Source organism: Klebsiella sp. BIGb0138 (assembly GCF_004342285.1).
In the GTDB taxonomy this organism is placed as follows: domain Bacteria; phylum Pseudomonadota; class Gammaproteobacteria; order Enterobacterales; family Enterobacteriaceae; genus Klebsiella.
The window spans coordinates 793,387-813,182 of record NZ_SMCV01000001.1 but is presented as its reverse complement, the minus strand read 5'-3'; the positions used below and the strand labels follow the sequence as shown (position 1 = coordinate 813,182).

Below are 19,796 nucleotides of genomic sequence, written 5' to 3'. Positions count from 1 at the left end.
GGGCACCGGGATAGTTATTGCGCTTCACCCCCTACGATCGATACGTGAAAGGAACAATAAAATGGATGAGCAGTTGAAACAAAGCGCCCTCGATTTCCATGAATTTCCCGTTCCAGGGAAAATTCAGGTCGTGCCAACCAAGCCCCTCGCGACGCAGCGCGATCTGGCTCTGGCCTACTCGCCGGGCGTCGCGGCGCCGTGTCTGGAGATCGAAAAAGACCCGTTGGCCGCCTATAAATACACCGCCCGCGGCAACCTGGTGGCGGTCGTTTCCAACGGCACCGCCGTGCTGGGACTGGGGAATATCGGCGCCCTCGCCGGCAAGCCGGTGATGGAAGGCAAAGGCGTTTTATTTAAGAAATTCGCCGGTATTGATGTGTTCGATATTGAAGTCGATGAGCTGGATCCGGATAAATTTATCGATGTCGTCGCGGCGCTGGAGCCGACCTTCGGCGGTATCAACCTCGAAGATATCAAAGCGCCCGAGTGTTTCTACATTGAGCAAAAACTGCGTCAGCGCATGAACATTCCGGTATTCCATGACGATCAGCATGGTACGGCCATTATCAGTACCGCCGCCATCATCAACGGCCTGCGGGTGGTAGAGAAAAATCTCTCCGACGTGCGGATGGTGGTATCCGGCGCGGGGGCGGCGGCTATCGCCTGTATGAATCTGCTGGTGGCGCTGGGAATGCAGAAACACAATATCGTGGTCTGCGACTCCAAAGGCGTGATTTATAAAGACCGCGAGCCGAAAATGGCGGAGACCAAAGCGGCCTACGCGGTGGACGATGACGGCAAACGCACTCTGGATGAGGTCATTGACGGCGCGGATATTTTCCTCGGCTGTTCTGGCCCGAAAGTTCTGACCCCGGAAATGGTCAAGAAAATGGCCCGCGCGCCGCTGATCCTCGCCCTGGCTAACCCGGAGCCGGAGATTCTGCCGCCGCTGGCGAAGCAGGTGCGCGAAGATGCGATCATCTGTACCGGCCGCTCTGACTACCCGAACCAAGTGAACAACGTGCTGTGCTTCCCGTTTATCTTCCGCGGCGCGCTGGACGTCGGCGCAACGGCGATTAACGAAGAGATGAAACTGGCGGCGGTTCATGCGATTGCCGAGCTGGCGCACGCCGAACAGAGCGAAGTGGTCGCCTCCGCCTACGGCGACCAGGACCTGAGCTTTGGCCCGGAATATATCATTCCGAAACCGTTCGATCCGCGCCTGATCGTCAAGATCGCGCCGGCGGTAGCGAAAGCGGCGATGGACTCCGGCGTGGCCATGCGTCCGATTGCCGACTTTGACGCCTACATCGAGAAACTCAGCGAGTTTGTCTACAAAACCAACCTGTTCATGAAGCCGATTTTCTCGCAGGCGCGCAAAGAGCCGAAGCGCGTGGTGCTGGCGGAAGGCGAAGAGACGCGCGTTCTGCACGCCACCCAGGAGCTGGTGTCGCTGGGGCTGGCGAAACCGATTCTGATCGGCCGTCCGAGCGTGATCGAAATGCGTATCCAGAAGCTGGGTCTGCAGATCAAAGCCGGCGTCGATTTTGAGATCGTCAACAACGAGTCCGATCCGCGCTTCAAAGAGTACTGGAATGAGTACTATCAGTTAATGAAACGCCGCGGCATCACCCAGGAGCAGGCGCAGCGGGCGGTGATTGCCAATACGTCGGTGATCGGGGCTATCATGGTGCACCGTGGCGAAGCGGACGCGATGATCTGCGGCACCATTGGCGATTACCACGAACATTACGCCGTGGTGCAGCCGGTTTTCGGCTACCGCGAGGGGGTCAATACCGCAGGGGCGATGAACGCGCTGCTGTTGCCAAGCGGTAACACCTTTATTGCCGATACCTACGTCAACCACGATCCGACGCCGGAACAGTTAGCGGAGATTACCCTGATGGCGGCGGAAAGCGTGCGTCGTTTCGGTATTGAACCGCGCGTGGCTCTGCTGTCGCATTCGAACTTCGGTTCCTCGAACTGCCCGTCCGCCAGCAAAATGCGCGAAGCGCTGGAGCTGGTGAAAGCGCGCGCGCCGGATCTGATGATTGATGGCGAAATGCACGGCGATGCCGCGCTGGTGGAAAGTATTCGCCACGAGCGGATGCCGGACAGCCCGTTGAAAGGTTCAGCTAACATTCTGGTGATGCCGAATATGGAGGCCGCCCGTATCAGCTACAACCTGCTGCGGGTCTCCAGTTCTGAAGGGGTGACCGTCGGGCCGGTACTGATGGGCGTGGCGAAACCGGTGCATATTCTGACGCCGATTGCCTCCGTTCGTCGTATCGTCAATATGGTGGCGCTGGCGGTAGTGGAAGCGCAAACGCAGCCGCTGTAATCAACCCGGCCCCGAGCGGGGCCGGGTTTTAAATCCACTCTTTGACTTTGATAAAGTCACTTAAGGCAGCCTCCGGGCTGCCTTCTTCCGGCCGGTAATCATACTCCCAGCGCACCAGCGGCGGCATCGACATCAGAATAGACTCCGTACGCCCGCCGGTCTGCAGGCCGAACAGCGTCCCCCGATCCCACACCAGGTTAAACTCCACGTAGCGGCCGCGGCGGTAGAGCTGGAAATCGCGCTCACGTTCGCCATACGCCATCGCTTTACGCCGCTCAACAATCGGCAGATAGGCCCCGGTGAAGCCGTTACCCACCGCCTGCATAAACGCGAAGCAGCGGTCAAAATCCGGGGTGTTTAAATCATCAAAGAACAGGCCGCCGATGCCGCGCTGTTCATGACGATGTTTGAGGAAGAAGTAATCATCGCACCATTTTTTATAGCGCGGATAGACCTCTTCGCCGAACGGCAGACAGAGATCGCGCGCGGTGCGGTGCCAGTGAACGGCATCCTCATCAAAGCCGTAAAAAGGGGTCAGGTCAAACCCGCCGCCAAACCACCAGACCGGGTCCGCGCCGGGCTTTTCGGCGATGAAAAAGCGCACGTTGGCATGGCTGGTCGGCACGTAGGGATTACGCGGATGGACCACCAGCGAAACCCCCATCGCTTCAAAACTGCGACCGGCCAGCTCCGGGCGATGCGCCGTGGCCGAGGCCGGCATGGCGTCGCCATGCACGTGGGAGAAATTAACCCCAGCCTGCTCAAACACGCCGCCCTCGCGCAGCACCCGGCTGCGACCGCCGCCGCCGCCTTCACGCTGCCAGCTATCTTCGACGAATTCACACCCGTCGATGGCGCTCAGCTTGCGGCAAATAGCGTCCTGCAGCTGGAGGAGATAGCGTTTTACCTGGTGCACATCGGGCTTCATTTGCGTCTCTTCGAGTGGGCTTTCTGGTTATCGAACCAGTGGAAGTAGCTGAGAATGCCAGAGGCGATCGCGCTGGCGATTTTCTGCCGGAACGCGGTGGTACCTAACAGTTTTTCCTCACCTGGATTGGTAATAAATGAGGTTTCTACCAGCACGGAGGGGATCGATGGCGACTTCAGCACCACGAACGCCGCCTGCTCGGTGTTGCGGCTATGCAGCCTGTGCACCGGCTTAATATTTTTCAGGATGTGCGAACCCAGCGTCAGGCTGTTTTTAATCGTGTCAGTCTGCACCAGGTCAAACAGCACCTGCTGTAAAAGATGGTCTTTATCGGTGGTTTTTTTACCCGCCACCTCATCGGCGCGGTTTTCACGTTCGGAGAGATACTTCGCCATGGCGCTACTGGCGCCGCGGTTGGAGAGAGCAAACACCGATGCGCCGGCCGCGCTGGGGTTAGTAAAACCGTCGGCGTGAATCGACATAAAGAGGTCCGCGCCGTGCTGATGGGCAATTTCCACGCGGTCGTACAGCGGAATAAAGGTATCGCCCGTCCGCGTCAGACGCGCATCGATGCCGTTGCTGCGCAGGATGCTGCGGACGTTTTTGGCAATGGCCAGAACAACATGTTTCTCTTTGGAACCGTTATGACCAATAGCGCCGGTATCGATACCGCCATGACCCGGATCGAGCATAACGATACGTTTAGCGCCCGCCTTCTTGGCGGCTGGTTTACTGTGTCCATTGGCGGTCTTCAACGGCTGTTCTTTGGCGATGACCTGCGATGAAACCCCGGAAAGGGTCATGGCAGCCAGCCCTGCTTTCAGCACCTGGCGGCGCGAAGCAAGTATTTTTAAGGGTTTAAAAGTGCTCATTCGGCCTGAATTGCAAACAAGTGGTAGCAAGTGTTATATCGTATCGTGTTTTCCGTTACGACCATTCAAAAAAAGAATTGTTTTACTTTTCATTTCAATACATGACAAGTTTGTATTATGTCATTTTTTCCGGCTCATTTCGCCTGATATTGGCTATCCGGTGAAATCGCGCCATAATCGCTGTTTTTAAGCCTAAAAGGTGGGGAATACCATGGAGATACGCGTTTTTCGCCAGCAGGACTTCGAAGAAGTGATCACGCTGTGGGAGCGCTGTGAGCTTCTGCGCCCGTGGAATGACCCGGAAATGGACATTGAGCGTAAGGTTAACCACGATGTCAGCCTGTTTCTGGTGGCGGAAGTCAATGGTGAAGTGGTTGGCACGGTGATGGGCGGTTACGACGGTCATCGCGGTTCGGCCTATTATCTGGGCGTTCACCCGGAATATCGTGGACGCGGTATTGCCAATGCGCTGCTTAACCGGCTGGAAAAGAAGCTGATCGCCCGCGGCTGCCCGAAAATTAATATCATGGTTCGCGATGATAATGATGTGGTGCAGGGGATGTATGAGCGGCTGGGTTACGAATATGCGGATGTCCTGAGTCTGGGTAAACGTTTGATTGAAGATGAAGAATACTGAGTTCATTGCTGCGGATTATGATGCCCAGGGGCGGCTCAGGCTACCGTTTCTGTTCTGGTGCGTACTCCTGCTGCAGGCGCGCACCTGGGTGCTGTTCATTATGGCAGGCGCCTCGCGTCAGCAGGGCGATGTGCTGCTGAATCTGTTCTATCCCGATCGCGATAATTTCTGGCTGGGATTGTTACCCGGCATACCGGCGGTACTGGCGTTCATCGTGAGCGGGCAACGCCAGCGTTTTCCTCGTCTCTGGCCGCTGATGCGCTGGCTGCTGGCGCTTTCACAGGCGCTGCTGCTTATCTGGCAGCCGCTGTTGTGGCTCAGCGGCGAGTCGCCTTCGCCGCTGACGATTGGCCTGCTGGTTGCGGATCTCTATACCTTCTGGTGGCTGTTGACCAGTCGACGACTTAAAGCCTGTTTCCAGGAAGATCGGCTTTAACGGCACTTTTTGCCGATCCCGCACTCCAACAGGGGTCAAATTAACAAGAAAGGACGATGTTATGAAATCGCTACGTTTACTTCTCTGCGCCTTACCGCTGGCGTTAACCGGCTGCTCCACGATGAGCGCCGTCAACTGGTCAGCGGCGTATCCCTGGAACTGGTTCGGTTCTTCCATGGTGGTGACCGAGCAGGGCGTGGGCAAACTGACGGCAGCCACCCCGCTTAACGAGCAGGCCATCAGCGATGCGCTCGGCGGCAGCTATCGTCTGCGCAGCGGGATGAAAACCGCCAATGGCAATATCGTGCGCTACTATGAGGCGCTGAAAGATGACAAAGTCGCCATGACTATCAACGGCGACGCCGGCACCATCAACCGTATCGAAGTGCGGGATAGCGATATTAAAACCGACGGCGGCGTGCAGGTCGGCACCCCCTTTAGCGAGCTGTACAGCAAGGCGTTCGGCCACTGTCAGAAGGGCAGCAGCGATAACGGGGCCGTTGTCGAGTGTAAAGCCGACGGCAGCCAGCATATCAGCTACGCGTTTACCGGCCACTGGAACGGTCCGGAAGAGCTGATGCCCGCCGACGACACGCTGAAAAACTGGAAAGTCAGCAAAATTATCTGGCACCGCTAATTTGATCTGAAGAGACACGACGGCCGGAAAAAACGGGTACAATAGCGCGCTTAACGTGCCACAGCGTTGTGGTTGTATCATTTCAGGAGGAGCGATGTCTCAGGTTCAGAGCGGCATTTTGCCGGAACATTGCCGCGCGGCGATTTGGATTGAAGCCAATGTCAAAGGGGACGTCAACGCCCTGCGTGAAGCCAGCAAAGTGTTCGTCGATAAATTAGCGACCTTTCAAATGCAATACCCGGACGCACAGCTGGGTGCGGTGGTCGCTTTTGGCCATAACGTCTGGCGCGAGCTGAGCGGCGGCGTGGGCGCAGAAGAGCTCAAAGATTTCCCGGTTTACGGCCGGGGTCTGGCGCCGTCCACGCAGTACGATGTGCTGATTCACATCCTTTCCGCGCGTCATGAAGTGAACTTCTCCGTCGCGCAGGCGGCAATCGCGGCCTTTGGCGACCTCATTGACGTTAAAGAAGAAGTGCACGGTTTCCGCTGGATCGAAGAACGCGACCTGAGTGGTTTTGTTGACGGCACGGAAAACCCGGCCGGCCTTGAGACCCGCAGCGACGTCGCCATTATTAAAGACGGCGTGGATGCCGGCGGCAGCTACGTGTTCGTTCAGCGCTGGGAGCATAACCTTAAGCAGCTGGACCGCATTAGCGTCCCGGACCAGGAAATGATCATTGGCCGGACCAAACAGGCGAACGAAGAGATTGACGGCGACGAGCGCCCGGTCACCTCGCACCTCAGCCGTGTGGATTTGAAAGAAGACGGCAAAGGGCTGAAAATCGTGCGCCAGAGCCTGCCTTACGGCACTGCCAGCGGTACCCATGGCCTCTATTTCTGCGCCTACTGCGCGCGTATCTATAACATTGAACAGCAGCTGCTGAGCATGTTCGGCGATACGGACGGCAAGCGTGATGCCATGCTGCGCTTCACCAAACCGGTGACCGGCGGCTACTACTTCGCACCCTCCCTCGACCGTCTTCAGGCGCTGTAAACCTTCTCTGCGCCCTGGCCCTCCACCCATCGGAGGAGGGCTGATCTCCTCTGAAGCTTCGCTTACCCCGTCGGCAGGAATGGCTTCCGGGCGGCTTATTCTCTTTTCGACTTCCAAATCGCCAAACGGTATATAAAACCGTTACTCCTTTCACACTCGTTATAAATATTATGGCTATAAGAAAGTCATCAAATTAATAAGGGTGCGCAATGGCCGTTAAATCACTGAACAAAGGATATCTGGCGCTGGCGGCTTCTGTGCTGCTGGTTGCGCAGGCTCAGGCGACTGAATTGCTGAACAGTTCTTACGATGTCTCCCGCGAGCTGTTTGCCGCCCTTAACCCGCCGTTTGAGCAGCAGTGGGCGAAAGATAATGCCGGCGATACGCTGACCATTAAACAGTCCCATGCCGGCTCATCTAAGCAAGCGCTGGCGATACTGCAGGGCTTAAAGGCTGATGTGGTGACCTACAACCAGGTCACCGACGTGCAGATTCTGCATGACAAAGGCAATCTGATTCCTGCCGACTGGCAGGCCCGTCTGCCGAACAACAGCTCGCCGTTCTATTCCACCATGGCGTTCCTGGTGCGTAAGGGCAACCCGAAGAACATTCACGAATGGAGCGATCTGGCGCGTCCGGACGTCAAGCTGGTGTTCCCGAATCCGAAAACCTCGGGCAACGCGCGTTATACCTATCTGGCGGCGTGGGGTGCGGCGGATAAATCCGACGGCGGCGATAAAGCCAAAACCGAACAGTTTATGACCCGCTTCCTGAAAAACGTGGAAGTGTTTGATACCGGCGGCCGCGGAGCGACCACTACCTTTGCCGAACGCGGGCTGGGCGACGTGCTGATTAGCTTTGAATCGGAAGTGAACAACATCCGCAAACAGTATGAAGCGCAGGGTTTTGAAGTGGTGGTGCCGAAGGTCAATATCCTGGCGGAGTTCCCGGTCGCGTGGGTGGATAAAAACGTCAAAGCCAACGGCACCGAAAAAGCGGCGAAAGCCTATCTGAACTGGCTCTACAGCCCGCAGGCGCAGACCATCATTACCGACTACTACTACCGGGTGAACAACCCGGCGGTGATGGATACGTTAAAAGATAAATTCCCACAGGTGGATCTGTTCCGCGTGGAAGACCAGTTTGGCTCCTGGCCGCAGGTGATGAAAACGCACTTTGCCAGCGGCGGTGAGCTGGACAAACTGCTGGCGGCGGGGCGTAAGTAATGTTTGCTGCTGCGTCTAAGCGCGTGCTGCCGGGCTTTACCCTGAGTCTCGGCACCAGCCTGCTGTTTGTCTGTTTGATTCTGTTGTTACCCCTTAGCGCGCTGGTAATGCAGCTGGCGCAGATGACCTGGGGGCAGTACTGGGATGTGGTCACCAACCCGCAGGTGGTGGCCGCCTATAAAGTAACGCTGCTGTCAGCGTTTGTTGCCTCAATTTTTAACGGCGTATTTGGCCTGCTGATGGCCTGGATCCTGACGCGCTACCGCTTTCCGGGTCGTACGCTGCTTGATGCGCTGATGGATCTGCCGTTTGCGCTGCCGACGGCGGTTGCGGGCCTGACGCTGGCTTCGCTGTTTTCGGTTAACGGCTTTTACGGCGAGTGGCTGGCGCAGTTTGATATCAAGGTGACCTATACCTGGCTTGGGATCGCGGTGGCGATGGCGTTTACCAGTATTCCGTTCGTGGTGCGCACCGTACAGCCGGTACTGGAAGAGCTGGGTCCGGAGTATGAAGAAGCGGCGGAAACGCTTGGCGCCACGCGCCTGCAGAGCTTTCGCAAAGTGGTGCTGCCCGAACTCTCTCCGGCGCTGCTGGCCGGGATTGCGTTGTCGTTTACCCGCAGCCTTGGCGAGTTTGGCGCGGTGATTTTCATCGCCGGTAATATTGCGTGGAAAACCGAAGTGACCTCGCTGATGATTTTCGTGCGTCTGCAGGAGTTTGATTACCCGGCGGCGAGCGCGATTGCCTCGGTGATCCTTGCGGCCTCGCTGCTGCTGCTGTTTTCCATCAACACCCTGCAAAGTCGCTTTGGTCGACGTGTGGTAGGTCACTAATGGCGGAAGTTACTCAATTGAAGCGTTACGATGCCCCCCGCATCAACTGGGGGAAATGGTTTCTGATTGGTACCGGAATGCTGGTTTCCGCCTTCATTCTGATCGTGCCGATGGTGTATATCTTTGTTCAGGCCTTTGGCAAAGGGCTGATGCCGGTCCTGCACAACCTTGCCGACCCGGACATGCTGCACGCTATCTGGCTGACGGTGATGATCGCCTTGATTACCGTGCCGGTAAACCTGATCTTCGGCACGCTGCTGGCGTGGCTGGTGACGCGCTTTAACTTCCCGGGGCGCCAGCTGCTGCTGACGCTGCTGGATATTCCTTTCGCCGTCTCGCCGGTCGTGGCGGGTCTGGTATATCTGCTGTTTTACGGCTCCAACGGCCCGCTTGGCGGTTGGCTGGACGAGCATAACCTGCAAATTATGTTTGCCTGGCCGGGCATGGTGCTGGCGACTATCTTCGTCACCTGTCCGTTTGTGGTGCGTGAGCTGGTGCCGGTGATGATGAGCCAGGGCAGTCAGGAAGATGAAGCGGCGATTCTGCTCGGCGCGTCCGGCTGGCAGATGTTCCGTCGGGTTACCTTGCCGAATATCCGCTGGGCGCTGCTGTACGGCGTGGTGCTGACCAACGCGCGCGCCATCGGTGAGTTTGGCGCGGTATCGGTCGTGTCGGGATCGATTCGCGGCGAAACCCTGTCACTGCCGCTGCAAATTGAATTACTGGAGCAGGACTACAACACCGTGGGTTCCTTTACCGCCGCAGCCCTGCTGACGTTAATGGCTATTTTGACCCTGTTTTTAAAGAGTATGTTGCAATGGCGCCTGGCCAATCAGGAAAAACGCGCGCAACAGGAGGGAAATCATGAGCATTGAGATTGCCAATATTAAGAAGTCGTTTGGTCGCACCCAGGTGCTGAATGATATCTCTCTGGATATCCCTTCCGGGCAGATGGTTGCGCTGCTGGGGCCATCCGGCTCCGGGAAAACCACGCTGCTGCGGATCATCGCCGGCCTGGAGAATCAAACCAGCGGCCATATTCGTTTCCACGGTACTGATGTGAGCCGGGTGCACGCGCGCGACCGTAAAGTGGGTTTCGTCTTCCAGCACTACGCCCTGTTCCGTCATATGACGGTATTTGAAAACATCGCCTTTGGCCTGTCGGTACTGCCGCGTCGTGAACGCCCGAACGCGGCGGGCATTAAGGCCAAAGTGACCCGGCTGCTGGAAATGGTGCAGCTGGCGCATCTTGCGGATCGTTACCCGGCCCAGCTTTCCGGCGGGCAGAAACAGCGCGTGGCGTTAGCGCGCGCGCTGGCGGTGGAGCCGCAAATTCTGCTGCTTGACGAACCTTTCGGCGCGCTGGATGCCCAGGTGCGGAAAGAGCTGCGTCGCTGGCTGCGTCAGCTGCATGAAGAGCTGAAGTTTACCAGCGTGTTTGTCACCCACGACCAGGAGGAGGCGATGGAAGTCGCGAACCGGGTGGTGGTAATGAGCCAGGGCAATATTGAACAGGCCGATGCGCCGGAACAGGTCTGGCGCGAGCCGTCCACCCGCTTCGTGCTGGAGTTTATGGGGGAGGTTAACCGCCTGAAAGGCACTATTCGCGGCGGCCAGTTTCATGTTGGCGCGCACCGCTGGCCGTTAGGTTATACCCCGTCTTATCAGGGGCCCGTAGACCTGTTCCTGCGCCCGTGGGAAGTTGACATCAGCCGCCGCACCAGTCTGGACTCACCGCTGCCGGTGCAGGTTCTGGAAGCCAGTCCGAAAGGACACTACACCCAGCTGGTCGTGCAGCCTCTGGGCTGGTATGACGAACCGCTGACCGTGGTTCTTCCGGGCGATGACGCGCCGTATCGCGGCGAACGGCTGTTCGTCGGCTTACAGAATGCGCGCTTGTATAACGGCAATGAGCGTATCGAACCGCGTGAGGAGCTTGCTCTGGCTGAATCGGCCTGATAGCTTAATCTCCAGTTTATCGCCGTGAACGCAACGGCAGGGTTTGGTAATCCGGACAGGGCGTGATGCGCCGTCATCCGGGATGGTTGCAGGCCGGGTAAGCACAATCTACCCGGCCTTTTTATTGGGTCAAAACCGTGAATACATTAGAACAAACCATCGGCAATACTCCTCTGGTGAAATTGCAACGGCTGGGGCCGGATAACGGTAGTGAAATCTGGGTCAAACTGGAGGGCAACAACCCGGCGGGTTCGGTTAAGGATCGCGCCGCGCTTTCGATGATCGTGGAAGCCGAAAAGCGCGGTGAAATCAAACCCGGCGACGTGCTGATTGAAGCCACCAGCGGCAATACCGGCATCGCGCTGGCGATGATTGCGGCGTTGAAAGGCTACCAGATGAAGCTCCTGATGCCGGATAACATGAGCCAGGAGCGCCGGGCAGCGATGCTGGCCTACGGCGCCGAACTGATTCTGGTCAGCAAAGAGCAGGGGATGGAAGGCGCACGCGATCTGGCGGCGGAAATGGCGCAGCGCGGCGAAGGTAAGTTACTGGATCAGTTCAATAATCCGGATAACCCCTACGCGCATTACACCACTACCGGGCCGGAAATCTGGCAGCAGACCGCAGGACGAATCAGCCATTTTGTCTCCAGTATGGGCACCACCGGTACGATTACCGGCGTATCTCGCTTCCTGCGCGAACAGGATAAAGCGGTGAGCATCGTGGGGCTGCAGCCGGAGGAGGGCAGCAGCATTCCCGGAATTCGCCGCTGGCCGGCAGAATATATGCCGGGGATATTTAATGCTTCGCTGGTCGACGCGGTACTCGATATTCACCAGCGGGATGCGGAAAACACCATGCGTATGCTGGCGGTGCGGGAAGGTATTTTTTGTGGCGTCAGCTCCGGCGGCGCGGTGGCGGGGGCGTTACGCATTGCGCGGGAAAACCCCGGCGCGGTGGTGGTGGCGATCGTCTGCGATCGCGGCGATCGCTACCTGTCTACCGGGGTCTTCGGCGAAGAGCATTTCAGCCAGGGGGCGGGTATCTAAACCTCAGGCGAGGCCAGCAGGTCGGTGCGCCAGGAGTTATCGATGGTACATAGCCAGCGCTGGCCCTGCAGGCGAAAGACATAGGTTGCGCGGCGCGTGACCTGTGTTATTCCGCCCTCCGGAGTCGGAATATCCAGCCGGGTTTCACCACCAGCACGGCGTCGTCAGCGTAATATTCCATTAAGGTGGCATAGTCCTCCGGCGAAATAGCGCGATCGCAGGCTTCAATAACGGCTTTTAACTGCGGGTTGACCATCAAGAGCCTCCGGGGTCAGCGTAGGGAGCTGGCGAGCGGATTATTGAGGAATGTCTACCGTTTCAGGTTCGTCTCGCGTTAATCCTGGAAAAGTTCGTGGACGGTCAAATGGCGCGGTTCCTGTTATGGGGGGAGTACAAGGCGTAAATCATTGGCCAGCTGGTCAATTTCGTCGTCGTCCAGCGCTCCGGTCGAGAGCCGTAGTCCATGCGCCGGCGTGCGGATGCCGAACGCTTCACCTTCGCGGACTAACCAACCGGCGCGGGCTAAACGCAGGGCGACCGGTTGGCTCGATTCCTGTAACGGTAGCCAGAAGCTGAGGCCATCCCCCGGGGGCAAGGGGCTAAAACCGTGTCGGAGCAGGGCCGCGGCCAGTTTTTCATTCTGCCGGCGATAATGGCGCTGGCTCGCCGCCAGCGAGGCCACAAAGGCGCTATCATTCAGGCAGGCAAAGGCTAAATCCTGCAACAGGTGGCTGACCCACTGGCTGCCGGCATTGAGCCGCAGACGCAGCGCCGCCGAGGTGGTGCTATCGCTGGCGACAAACGCCAGGCGCAGATCCGGCCCCAGCGCTTTTGACATTGAGCGTACCAACGCCCAGCGTTGAGCGGTGGCGGGAATCGGCGAGTGCCAGGGCATGGCGGATAGCAGGGCAAAGTGGTCGTCCATAATCACCAGCACCTGCGGATAGCGGGCCAGGATCTGGCGAATGGCCGCCGCCCGGGCCTGGCTGAGGCTACAGCCGGTAGGATTATGCGCCCGTGGGGTCAGAATCACCGCCCGCGCGCCGTTGCGCAGGGCCATTTCCAGTTCGGCGGGCTGCATTCCCTCATTGTCGACCGCGACCGGGCAGGGGGTAAACCCGGCGTAGCGCAGCATATGCATACTGCTGAGGAAACACGGGTCCTCGACGGCCACGCCGTCGCCGGGCAGAAGCAGAGCGCAAAGCAGTCGTTCCAGCGCGTCGATAGCGCCGTTGGTCAGATTGATATCGGCATCAATGCCCAGATCCTGGTGGATCCAGTTTTGCGCCCAGCGGGCCAGCTGTGGCTCAACGATGGCGTCGCCGTAGAGCCGTGGAGGGGGGGTTAGCATCGGCAGATAGCGGCTGAGATCCGGCAGGCGCTGAGGATCGGGATTCCCGCCGGAAATATCCTTCAGCGGGGAAGAAGGATCGCCCCCTTCCAGCGCTTGCGGCCTGTTTATTGCTTTGATCGCCGTGCCGTTGCGCCCCTGACTGATGGCCAGCCCGGAGCTCACCAGCCGCTTGTAGGCCGCGGCGACGGTGTTGCGGTTCACCATTAGTTTAGCGGCCAGTTCCCTTACCGGCGGCAACGTTTCTCCAGGTTTTAACGCGCCGCTCTGCACCAGATGGCGGATGTTATCAAAGATCTCACTGGCGGTTTTTCCGTCGATCATTATTGACCTATGACAAAATGAAATTTAGCATAGGACGAATGATAATCAGAGTATGACCCGCTGTCCAGCGGGGGGAGAAGGGATGGGCCAACAAGACGAAATACAATCGGTGCTCTTCAACGATAAGAGCCGGGCGTTGCAGGTCGATATCGTCGCCGTGCAATCGCAGGTGGTGTATGGCAGCGTCGGCAATAGTATTGCCGTACCGGCAATTAAGCAGCATGGACTGCGGGTGATGGCCGTACCAACGGTGTTGTTCAGTAATACGCCGCACTACGATACGTTCTACGGCGGCGTGATTCCGGAGGCGTGGTTTGTGGGTTATCTGCAGGCTCTGGAGGAGCGCGATGCGCTGCGGGAGCTGCGGGCGGTGACCACCGGGTATATGGGCAGCGCGGTCCAGATCGCGCGTCTGGCGCAGTGGCTACGCAGGATCCGCGAATCTCATCCGCAGCTGTGTATCCTTGTCGACCCGGTGATTGGCGATGTGGATAGCGGGATGTACGTGAAGGCGGAAATACCGGCGGCTTATCGGACCCACCTGCTGCCGCTGGCGCAGGGCATTACCCCAAATCTGTTCGAACTGGAAACGTTGAGCGGGCTCTCCTGCCGTAATCAGCAGGAGGCGATTATTGCCGCGCGCAGCCTGCTATCTGATTCGCTGAAATGGGTGGTGATCACCAGCGCGCCGGGAATGGACAGCGCGACTATTAACGTGCTGGTGGTGACGGCAGATTCGGTTGAGGTGGTAGTCCATCCGCGGGTCGAAACGGAACTGAAGGGGACCGGTGACCTGTTTTGCGCCGAGCTTATCAGCGGATTGCTTTCGGGCCTGGCGTTGGGTGAGGCGACGCACGCTGCGGCGCAGCGCGTGCTGGCGGTCATGACCTGGACCCGTGCACAGGGTTGCGATGAACTGATCCTGCCGCCGCCGTCGGTGACAGCATAAAGCGCCATCGGTTAGCGGCTCGCCAAAAGGACGAGTCGTTGAGCATGTTGCTACCACCGGCAATAAGGCGCCGGAAGATGCCAGGGGGCCGGGGGATTTGCTGGTCGCAGCAGGTAAGCGGCGGATTCTGGAAACTAGCCCGCAGGGGATGAAGGGGCAGTCACAGAAGAAGTGCTATCGGCCGCTGAAATCGGCAAGATAAAAAAATGGCGCCATCAGGCGCCATTTTTCTGCGGCAAGAATTACTTCTTGATGCGAATAACCGGCGTTTCACCCACGGTTACGCTACCGGACAGTTTGATCAGCTCTTTGATCTCGTCCATGTTGGAGATAACAACCGGAGTCAGGGTAGACTTGGCTTTCTCTTCCAGCAGCGGCAGATCGAATTCAATGACCGGGTCACCCACTTTCACGCGCTGACCTTCTTCGGCGATGCGTTTGAAGCCTTCGCCTTTCAGCTCAACGGTATCAATACCGAAGTGAACAAACAGCTCAATGCCGCTATCAGATTCAATAGAGAATGCATGGTTGGTTTCAAAGATTTTACCGATGGTACCATCTACCGGCGCAACCATTTTGTTGCCGGTAGGTTTGATGGCAATGCCATCACCCACAATTTTTTCCGCAAAAACCACATCCGGCACGTCTTCGATGTTGACGATCTCGCCAGAGAGCGGAGCAACAATCTCAATAGTTCCGGAGTCTTTTTTGTCATCAGAAACCAGAGATTTCAATTTATCGAACAAACCCATGATCTTCTCCTAAGCAGTAATTTGGGCCGCGCATCTCGTGGATTAGCAGATTGTTTTTTCTTCAATGAACTTGTTAACCAGCGTCATTAACTCGTCCGTTGTCGGTTGAGCAAGAGCCTGCTCTGCTAATACTTTCGCATCTTCGAAGTTCGTGTTACGAATAATCTTCTTGATACGCGGGATGGAAATGGCGCTCATAGAGAATTCGTCCAGCCCCATACCCAGCAACAGAAGTGTAGCACGTTCATCGCCCGCAAGCTCACCGCACATGCCAGTCCATTTGCCTTCGGCGTGAGAAGCATCAATAACTTGCTTAATCAGCGTCAGAACAGACGGCGACATTGGCTGGTAAAGATGTGAGATCATATCATTACCACGGTCAACTGCCAGAGTATATTGTGTTAAATCATTGGTGCCGATACTAAAGAAATCTACTTCTTTGGCTAAATGGCGCGCAATCGTTGCGGCGGCCGGTGTTTCAACCATCACGCCCACTTCGATGGTTTCGTCGAAGGCTTTGCCTTCATCGCGCAGTTCCTGCTTATAGATCTCAATCTCTTTCTTCAGTGCACGCACTTCTTCAACAGAGATGATCATCGGGAACATGATGCGCAGTTTACCGAAAGCAGAGGCGCGCAGGATGGCGCGAACCTGGTCACGCAGAATCTCTTTGCGGTCCATCGCGATACGCACGGCACGCCAGCCGAGGAACGGGTTCTCTTCTTTCGGGAAGTTCATGTACGGCAGTTCTTTATCGCCGCCGATGTCCATGGTGCGAACGATAACGGCCTGAGAGCCGCACGCTTCGGCAACCGCTTTATAAGCGGCGAACTGTTCTTCTTCAGTCGGCAGCGCGTCGCGGTCCATGAACAGGAATTCAGTACGGTACAGACCTACGCCTTCTGCGCCGTTGCGCTCAGCGCCATCGACGTCGCGTACGGTACCGATGTTGGCGCAGACTTCAACCTGATGTCCGTCCAGCGTAATCGCCGGCAGATCTTTCAGCTTAGCCAGTTCCGCTTTTTCTTCCGCAACCTGAGCCTGCAGTTTACGCAGCTCTTCGATTTGCTCATTGTCTGGGTTAACCAGAACCTGGTTGTTAACCGCGTCGAGGACCAGATAATCGCCGTTTTTCACCTGCGACGTCACGCTACCGGTGCCGACGATGGCCGGCAGCTCAAGGGAGCGCGCCATGATAGAGGTGTGGGAAGTACGGCCACCGGCGTCGGTGATAAAGCCCAGCACCTTATTCAGGTTCAGCTGCGCCGTTTCTGACGGGGTGAGATCGGCGGCAACCAGGATCACTTCGTCCTGAATCGCGCTCAGATCGATGATAGCCAGACCAAGGATGTTGCGCAGCAGGCGCTTACCAATGTCACGTACGTCAGCCGCACGTTCTTTCAGGTATTCATCATCCAGCTCTTCCAGGGCGGTGGCCTGACCTTCGATAACTTCACTGGCCGCCGCGTCGGCAGTCATGTGCTTATCTTTAATCAGGGCTATGATTTCCTGCTCAAGCTCCTCATCTTCCAGCAGCATGATGTGCCCTTCGAAGATGGCTTCTTTTTCTTCACCGAAAGTTTCACCAGCTTTGGTTTTGATGACCTCCAGCTGGGCGGAGGCCTTGGTGCGGCCGCTCAGGAAACGCTCGACTTCCTGATCAACCTTATCGGCAGAAATTTTCTTCCGGTCGATGACAATTTCGTCTTCTTTCAGCAGGAGTGCCTTACCGAAAGCGATACCCGGGGATGCTAAAATGCCTGAAATCATAACCCTACCTTACTTGTGACTGATATTAAAAAGAACCCGTGAACTTATTCGAGTTCAGCCATCAGTTTTACCAGATGCTCAACTGCTTTCTGCTCATCTTCGCCTTCCGCGGAGATGGTGACTACGGTACCCTGAGTCAGACCCAGAGTTTGCAGTTTGAACAGGCTTTTGGCGCTGGCGCTTTTGCCGTTGGAGGTCACAGTGATCTCAGAAGTGAAGCCTTTCGCTTCTTTAACAAACTGAGCAGCAGGGCGGGTGTGCAGACCGTTCGGAGCGGTAATGGTAACTTCTTGCTGGAACATTATATTTCCCCAACTTATAGGTTTAGTGTTGTGGACCTAAAGTCTAGCCTAACGGCGAGGCTTTAGCCTGTATTGTTAGCGCCGGCGTTACGTGTCTGGCTAAGGTGTCAGCAGCGTGTGCGCTGTGAAGACCATCTGGCCGTTGACGTCTGGCACGTCATTAAACATTATGCCGCGAAAGGAAGACTTGAACCAAATCATAAAATCGATTCAGCTTATGGAAATCCGATTTTGAATAATTTCGCGCATCAAAATAAATGTGCTGGTTAAATACCAGACCCTACGCGGTGAATCAATGCCAGGAGGGGTAAAACTTTGACCTATGCCACAAAAAAGCACCTAAAAAGGTGCTTTTTTACACGATGCTGACTAGCTGGCATCACTGTTGCAATTCTTTCTCGGTAAAGAGATCGGCAAACAGGGCTGTGCTTAAATAACGCTCACCTGAAGAAGGTAGGATAACCACAATATTCTTATTGGTAAAGGCCTCATCTTCCTGCAGCTTCAGCGCCGCGGCGACGGCGGCCCCGGAAGAGATGCCTGCCAGAATGCCTTCTTCATCCATCAGACGACGCGCGGTGGAGATCGCTTCTTCGTTGGTGATGGCGACAACTTTATCGACCAGCTTCAGATCGAGGTTGCCAGGAATAAAGCCTGCGCCGATACCCTGAATTTTGTGCGGGCCTGGTTTGAGCTCTTCGCCTGCCAGCGCCTGGGCGATAACCGGTGAGTCGGTAGGTTCGACCGCAACGGTGATCAGATCTTTTTTGCCTTTGGTGCCTTTGATGTAGCGGCTCACGCCGGTCAACGTACCACCGGTGCCGACGCCGGAGATAAAGACATCAACCTGACCGTCGGTATCTTCCCAGATTTCCGGACCGGTGGTCTTTTCATGAATTTCCGGGTTGGCCGGGTTGCTAAATTGCTGCAGCAGGAGAAATTTTTCCGGGTCGCTGGCAACGATTTCTTCGGCTTTCTGAATGGCGCCTTTCATGCCTTTCGCGCCTTCTGTCAGCACCAGGTTCGCCCCCAGCGCCTTCAGCAGTTTACGGCGTTCGATGCTCATGGTTTCCGGCATGGTCAGCGTCAGCTTGTAACCACGCGCTGCCGCGACGTAGGCGAGGGCGATGCCGGTATTGCCGCTGGTCGGTTCTACCAGCTCGACGCCCGGTTTCAGCACGCCACGTTTTTCGGCATCCCAAATCATATTGGCACCGATACGGCATTTCACGCTAAAGCTCGGGTTGCGTGATTCAACCTTTGCCAGGATGCGTCCGTTACCGATTCGGTTCAGTCGTACTAACGGCGTGTGGCCGATAGTCAGGGAGTTATCTTCAAAAATCTTACTCATGGCCCGTCCTTAACTGTATGAAATTTGGGAGTACGGCTCCAGCATACCCGCTTAAAGAATATGCGGAAGTAAGGATTTAGCATATCTATATTCGGAAGGGAAATAATGGTGAGCGAGAAGGAATAAGCATCGGCATATGGCCGTTATGCTTCAGGCCGCGGCCTGAAGCATCTTAAGGAGGGGGAGAGGGCGCTATTTCCACATTGCGTGTTTACCGCGGTAGCAATCAACCCACATCGCCGTGGCGCCGCAAATGGCCACCGGCAGAATCACCAGATTCAGCACCGGGATCATGGTAAACAGGCTGGTCAGAGCGCCAAACTGCATATTGGTGACTTTACGCGAACGCAGCGCCTCGCGCATGGTTTTAAACGGCACCTTGTGGTTGTCGAACGGATAGTCGCAGTACTGAATCGCCAGCATCCACGCGCTAAACAGGAACCACAGCACCGGTGCCAGGGTCTGCCCGATACCGGGAATAAAATAGAGTATCAGCAGGACGATCGCGCGCGGCAGATACCAGGCAAACTTCTGCCATTCGCGCTTCATAATACGCGGCACATCTTTCATGATGCCAAATACGCCGACATCCGGAGGCGTAGCGCCGGTCAGCCGGGCTTCCAGCTGCTCTGCCAGCAGGCCGCTAAAGGGGGCGGCAATCCAGTTGGCAAGGGTCGAGAAGAAGTAGCCGAACACTAACAGGATCGACAGGACCACCATTGGCCAAAGCAGGTAGTTCAGCCACTGTAACCAGTCGGGGACGTGGCTCATCAAAGATGGGATCCAGCTATCAAGACGGGTAAACAGCCACCAGAAGGCGCCGCCCATCAGGATGATGTTGACGAATAAAGGCAGGAATACGTAACGACGAATTCCCGGCAACCCGATCAGTTTCCAGCCCTGCGAAAAATAGTAGACGCCGCTACGCGGGGTAGATGCGGATGTTGAAACCATGGTCAGGCGATGCTCCTTTTTTTGACATTCAGAGTGAATGCCCGCTTATTTTATCGGGTTGTCAGACAATAACCAGTTAGGAAATGTTCGAAAAAACAGCAAAAAGCACGATTTAGTTCATCTTTATGTAG

At 56.5% G+C, this 19,796-nt stretch carries 19 protein-coding genes and 2 pseudogenes; 12 read left to right on the top strand and 9 right to left on the bottom strand.

What is annotated here, in order from left to right; all coding sequences use genetic code 11:
- Window positions 1-61: 61 nt before the first annotated feature.
- The gene (maeB, locus tag EDF73_RS03825; protein WP_132725930.1) at window positions 62-2,341 is read left to right on the top strand and encodes an NADP-dependent oxaloacetate-decarboxylating malate dehydrogenase; all 2,280 of its coding nucleotides are present in this window, start codon (window positions 62-64) and stop codon (window positions 2,339-2,341) included.
- 28 nt (window positions 2,342-2,369) lie between these two features.
- Here maeB and hemF read toward each other — a convergent pair whose 3' ends face one another.
- The gene (gene hemF / locus EDF73_RS03820) at window positions 2,370-3,269 is read right to left on the bottom strand and encodes an oxygen-dependent coproporphyrinogen oxidase (RefSeq protein WP_132725929.1); all 900 of its coding nucleotides are present in this window, start codon (window positions 3,267-3,269) and stop codon (window positions 2,370-2,372) included.
- Window positions 3,266-4,141 (bottom strand): N-acetylmuramoyl-L-alanine amidase AmiA, encoded by an 876-nt coding sequence (gene amiA, locus EDF73_RS03815; RefSeq protein WP_132725927.1) that lies wholly within the window; start codon window positions 4,139-4,141, stop codon window positions 3,266-3,268. The genes hemF and amiA overlap by 4 nt, the downstream gene beginning before the upstream one ends.
- Before the next feature lie 211 nt (window positions 4,142-4,352).
- Between amiA and EDF73_RS03805 the strand changes: the two genes are divergently transcribed.
- The 9 genes from EDF73_RS03805 (at window position 4,353) to cysM (ending at window position 11,912) form a co-directional block, all read left to right on the top strand.
- A complete protein-coding gene (locus tag EDF73_RS03805; protein ID WP_132725924.1) occupies window positions 4,353-4,778 on the top strand; it encodes a GNAT family acetyltransferase in 426 nt (141 codons plus the stop codon).
- Window positions 4,765-5,214: a DUF2919 domain-containing protein gene (locus EDF73_RS03800; RefSeq protein ID WP_132725922.1), complete on the top strand. Its 450-nt coding sequence runs from the start codon at window positions 4,765-4,767 to the stop codon at window positions 5,212-5,214. The genes EDF73_RS03805 and EDF73_RS03800 overlap by 14 nt, the downstream gene beginning before the upstream one ends.
- A gap of 61 nt (window positions 5,215-5,275) precedes the next feature.
- Window positions 5,276-5,851 (top strand): RpoE-regulated lipoprotein, encoded by a 576-nt coding sequence (locus EDF73_RS03795; protein ID WP_132725921.1) that lies wholly within the window; start codon window positions 5,276-5,278, stop codon window positions 5,849-5,851.
- 94 nt (window positions 5,852-5,945) lie between these two features.
- Window positions 5,946-6,845, top strand: coding sequence for a Dyp-type peroxidase (locus EDF73_RS03790; RefSeq protein ID WP_132725919.1), 900 nt, complete (start codon window positions 5,946-5,948; stop codon window positions 6,843-6,845).
- A 209-nt stretch (window positions 6,846-7,054) separates the two neighbouring features.
- Complete coding sequence (locus tag EDF73_RS03785) at window positions 7,055-8,071, top strand: sulfate ABC transporter substrate-binding protein (protein ID WP_132725917.1); 1,017 nt, start codon at window positions 7,055-7,057, stop codon at window positions 8,069-8,071.
- Entirely contained in the window at window positions 8,071-8,904 is an 834-nt protein-coding gene (gene cysT / locus EDF73_RS03780) for a sulfate/thiosulfate ABC transporter permease CysT (RefSeq protein ID WP_132725916.1), read from the top strand. The genes EDF73_RS03785 and cysT overlap by 1 nt, the downstream gene beginning before the upstream one ends.
- On the top strand, window positions 8,904-9,779 hold the full coding sequence (cysW, locus tag EDF73_RS03775; protein ID WP_132725914.1) for a sulfate/thiosulfate ABC transporter permease CysW: 876 nt from the start codon (window positions 8,904-8,906) through the stop codon (window positions 9,777-9,779). Before cysT ends, cysW begins: the two co-directional genes overlap by 1 nt.
- On the top strand, window positions 9,769-10,863 hold the full coding sequence (cysA, locus tag EDF73_RS03770; protein WP_132725912.1) for a sulfate/thiosulfate ABC transporter ATP-binding protein CysA: 1,095 nt from the start codon (window positions 9,769-9,771) through the stop codon (window positions 10,861-10,863). Before cysW ends, cysA begins: the two co-directional genes overlap by 11 nt.
- Before the next feature lie 137 nt (window positions 10,864-11,000).
- Complete coding sequence (gene cysM, locus EDF73_RS03765) at window positions 11,001-11,912, top strand: cysteine synthase CysM (RefSeq protein WP_132725909.1); 912 nt, start codon at window positions 11,001-11,003, stop codon at window positions 11,910-11,912.
- Here the strand turns inward: cysM and EDF73_RS03760 are convergent.
- Window positions 11,909-12,168, bottom strand: a pseudogene (locus tag EDF73_RS03760) (hypothetical protein). The gene cysM and the pseudogene EDF73_RS03760 sit on opposite strands and share 4 nt — an antisense overlap.
- A 123-nt stretch (window positions 12,169-12,291) precedes the next feature.
- Window positions 12,292-13,587, bottom strand: a complete 1,296-nt coding sequence (gene ptsJ / locus EDF73_RS03755; protein ID WP_132725906.1) for a transcriptional regulator PtsJ — start codon at window positions 13,585-13,587, stop codon at window positions 12,292-12,294.
- Window positions 13,588-13,669: 82 nt separating this feature from the next.
- Here ptsJ and pdxK point away from each other — a divergent pair, with 82 nt between their 5' ends.
- Window positions 13,670-14,536: a pyridoxine/pyridoxal/pyridoxamine kinase gene (gene pdxK, locus EDF73_RS03750; RefSeq protein ID WP_132725903.1), complete on the top strand. Its 867-nt coding sequence runs from the start codon at window positions 13,670-13,672 to the stop codon at window positions 14,534-14,536.
- Window positions 14,533-14,738, top strand: a pseudogene (locus EDF73_RS27605) (cytoplasmic protein). The gene pdxK and the pseudogene EDF73_RS27605 overlap by 4 nt, the downstream one beginning before the upstream one ends.
- A 40-nt stretch (window positions 14,739-14,778) precedes the next feature.
- Here EDF73_RS27605 and crr read toward each other — a convergent pair.
- The 5 genes from crr to cysZ form a co-directional block, all read right to left on the bottom strand.
- A complete protein-coding gene (crr, locus tag EDF73_RS03740; protein ID WP_003861316.1) occupies window positions 14,779-15,288 on the bottom strand; it encodes a PTS glucose transporter subunit IIA in 510 nt (169 codons plus the stop codon).
- Window positions 15,289-15,330: 42 nt separating this feature from the next.
- Complete coding sequence (gene ptsI, locus EDF73_RS03735; protein ID WP_132725900.1) at window positions 15,331-17,058, bottom strand: phosphoenolpyruvate-protein phosphotransferase PtsI; 1,728 nt, start codon at window positions 17,056-17,058, stop codon at window positions 15,331-15,333.
- A gap of 44 nt (window positions 17,059-17,102) precedes the next feature.
- Window positions 17,103-17,360, bottom strand: coding sequence for a phosphocarrier protein Hpr (gene ptsH, locus EDF73_RS03730; protein ID WP_000487600.1), 258 nt, complete (start codon window positions 17,358-17,360; stop codon window positions 17,103-17,105).
- Window positions 17,361-17,739: 379 nt separating this feature from the next.
- The gene (gene cysK / locus EDF73_RS03725) at window positions 17,740-18,711 is read right to left on the bottom strand and encodes a cysteine synthase A (protein ID WP_132725897.1); all 972 of its coding nucleotides are present in this window, start codon (window positions 18,709-18,711) and stop codon (window positions 17,740-17,742) included.
- Window positions 18,712-18,903: 192 nt separating this feature from the next.
- Window positions 18,904-19,665: a sulfate transporter CysZ gene (cysZ, locus tag EDF73_RS03720; protein WP_132725894.1), complete on the bottom strand. Its 762-nt coding sequence runs from the start codon at window positions 19,663-19,665 to the stop codon at window positions 18,904-18,906.
- Between the last annotated feature and the right edge of the window lie 131 nt (window positions 19,666-19,796).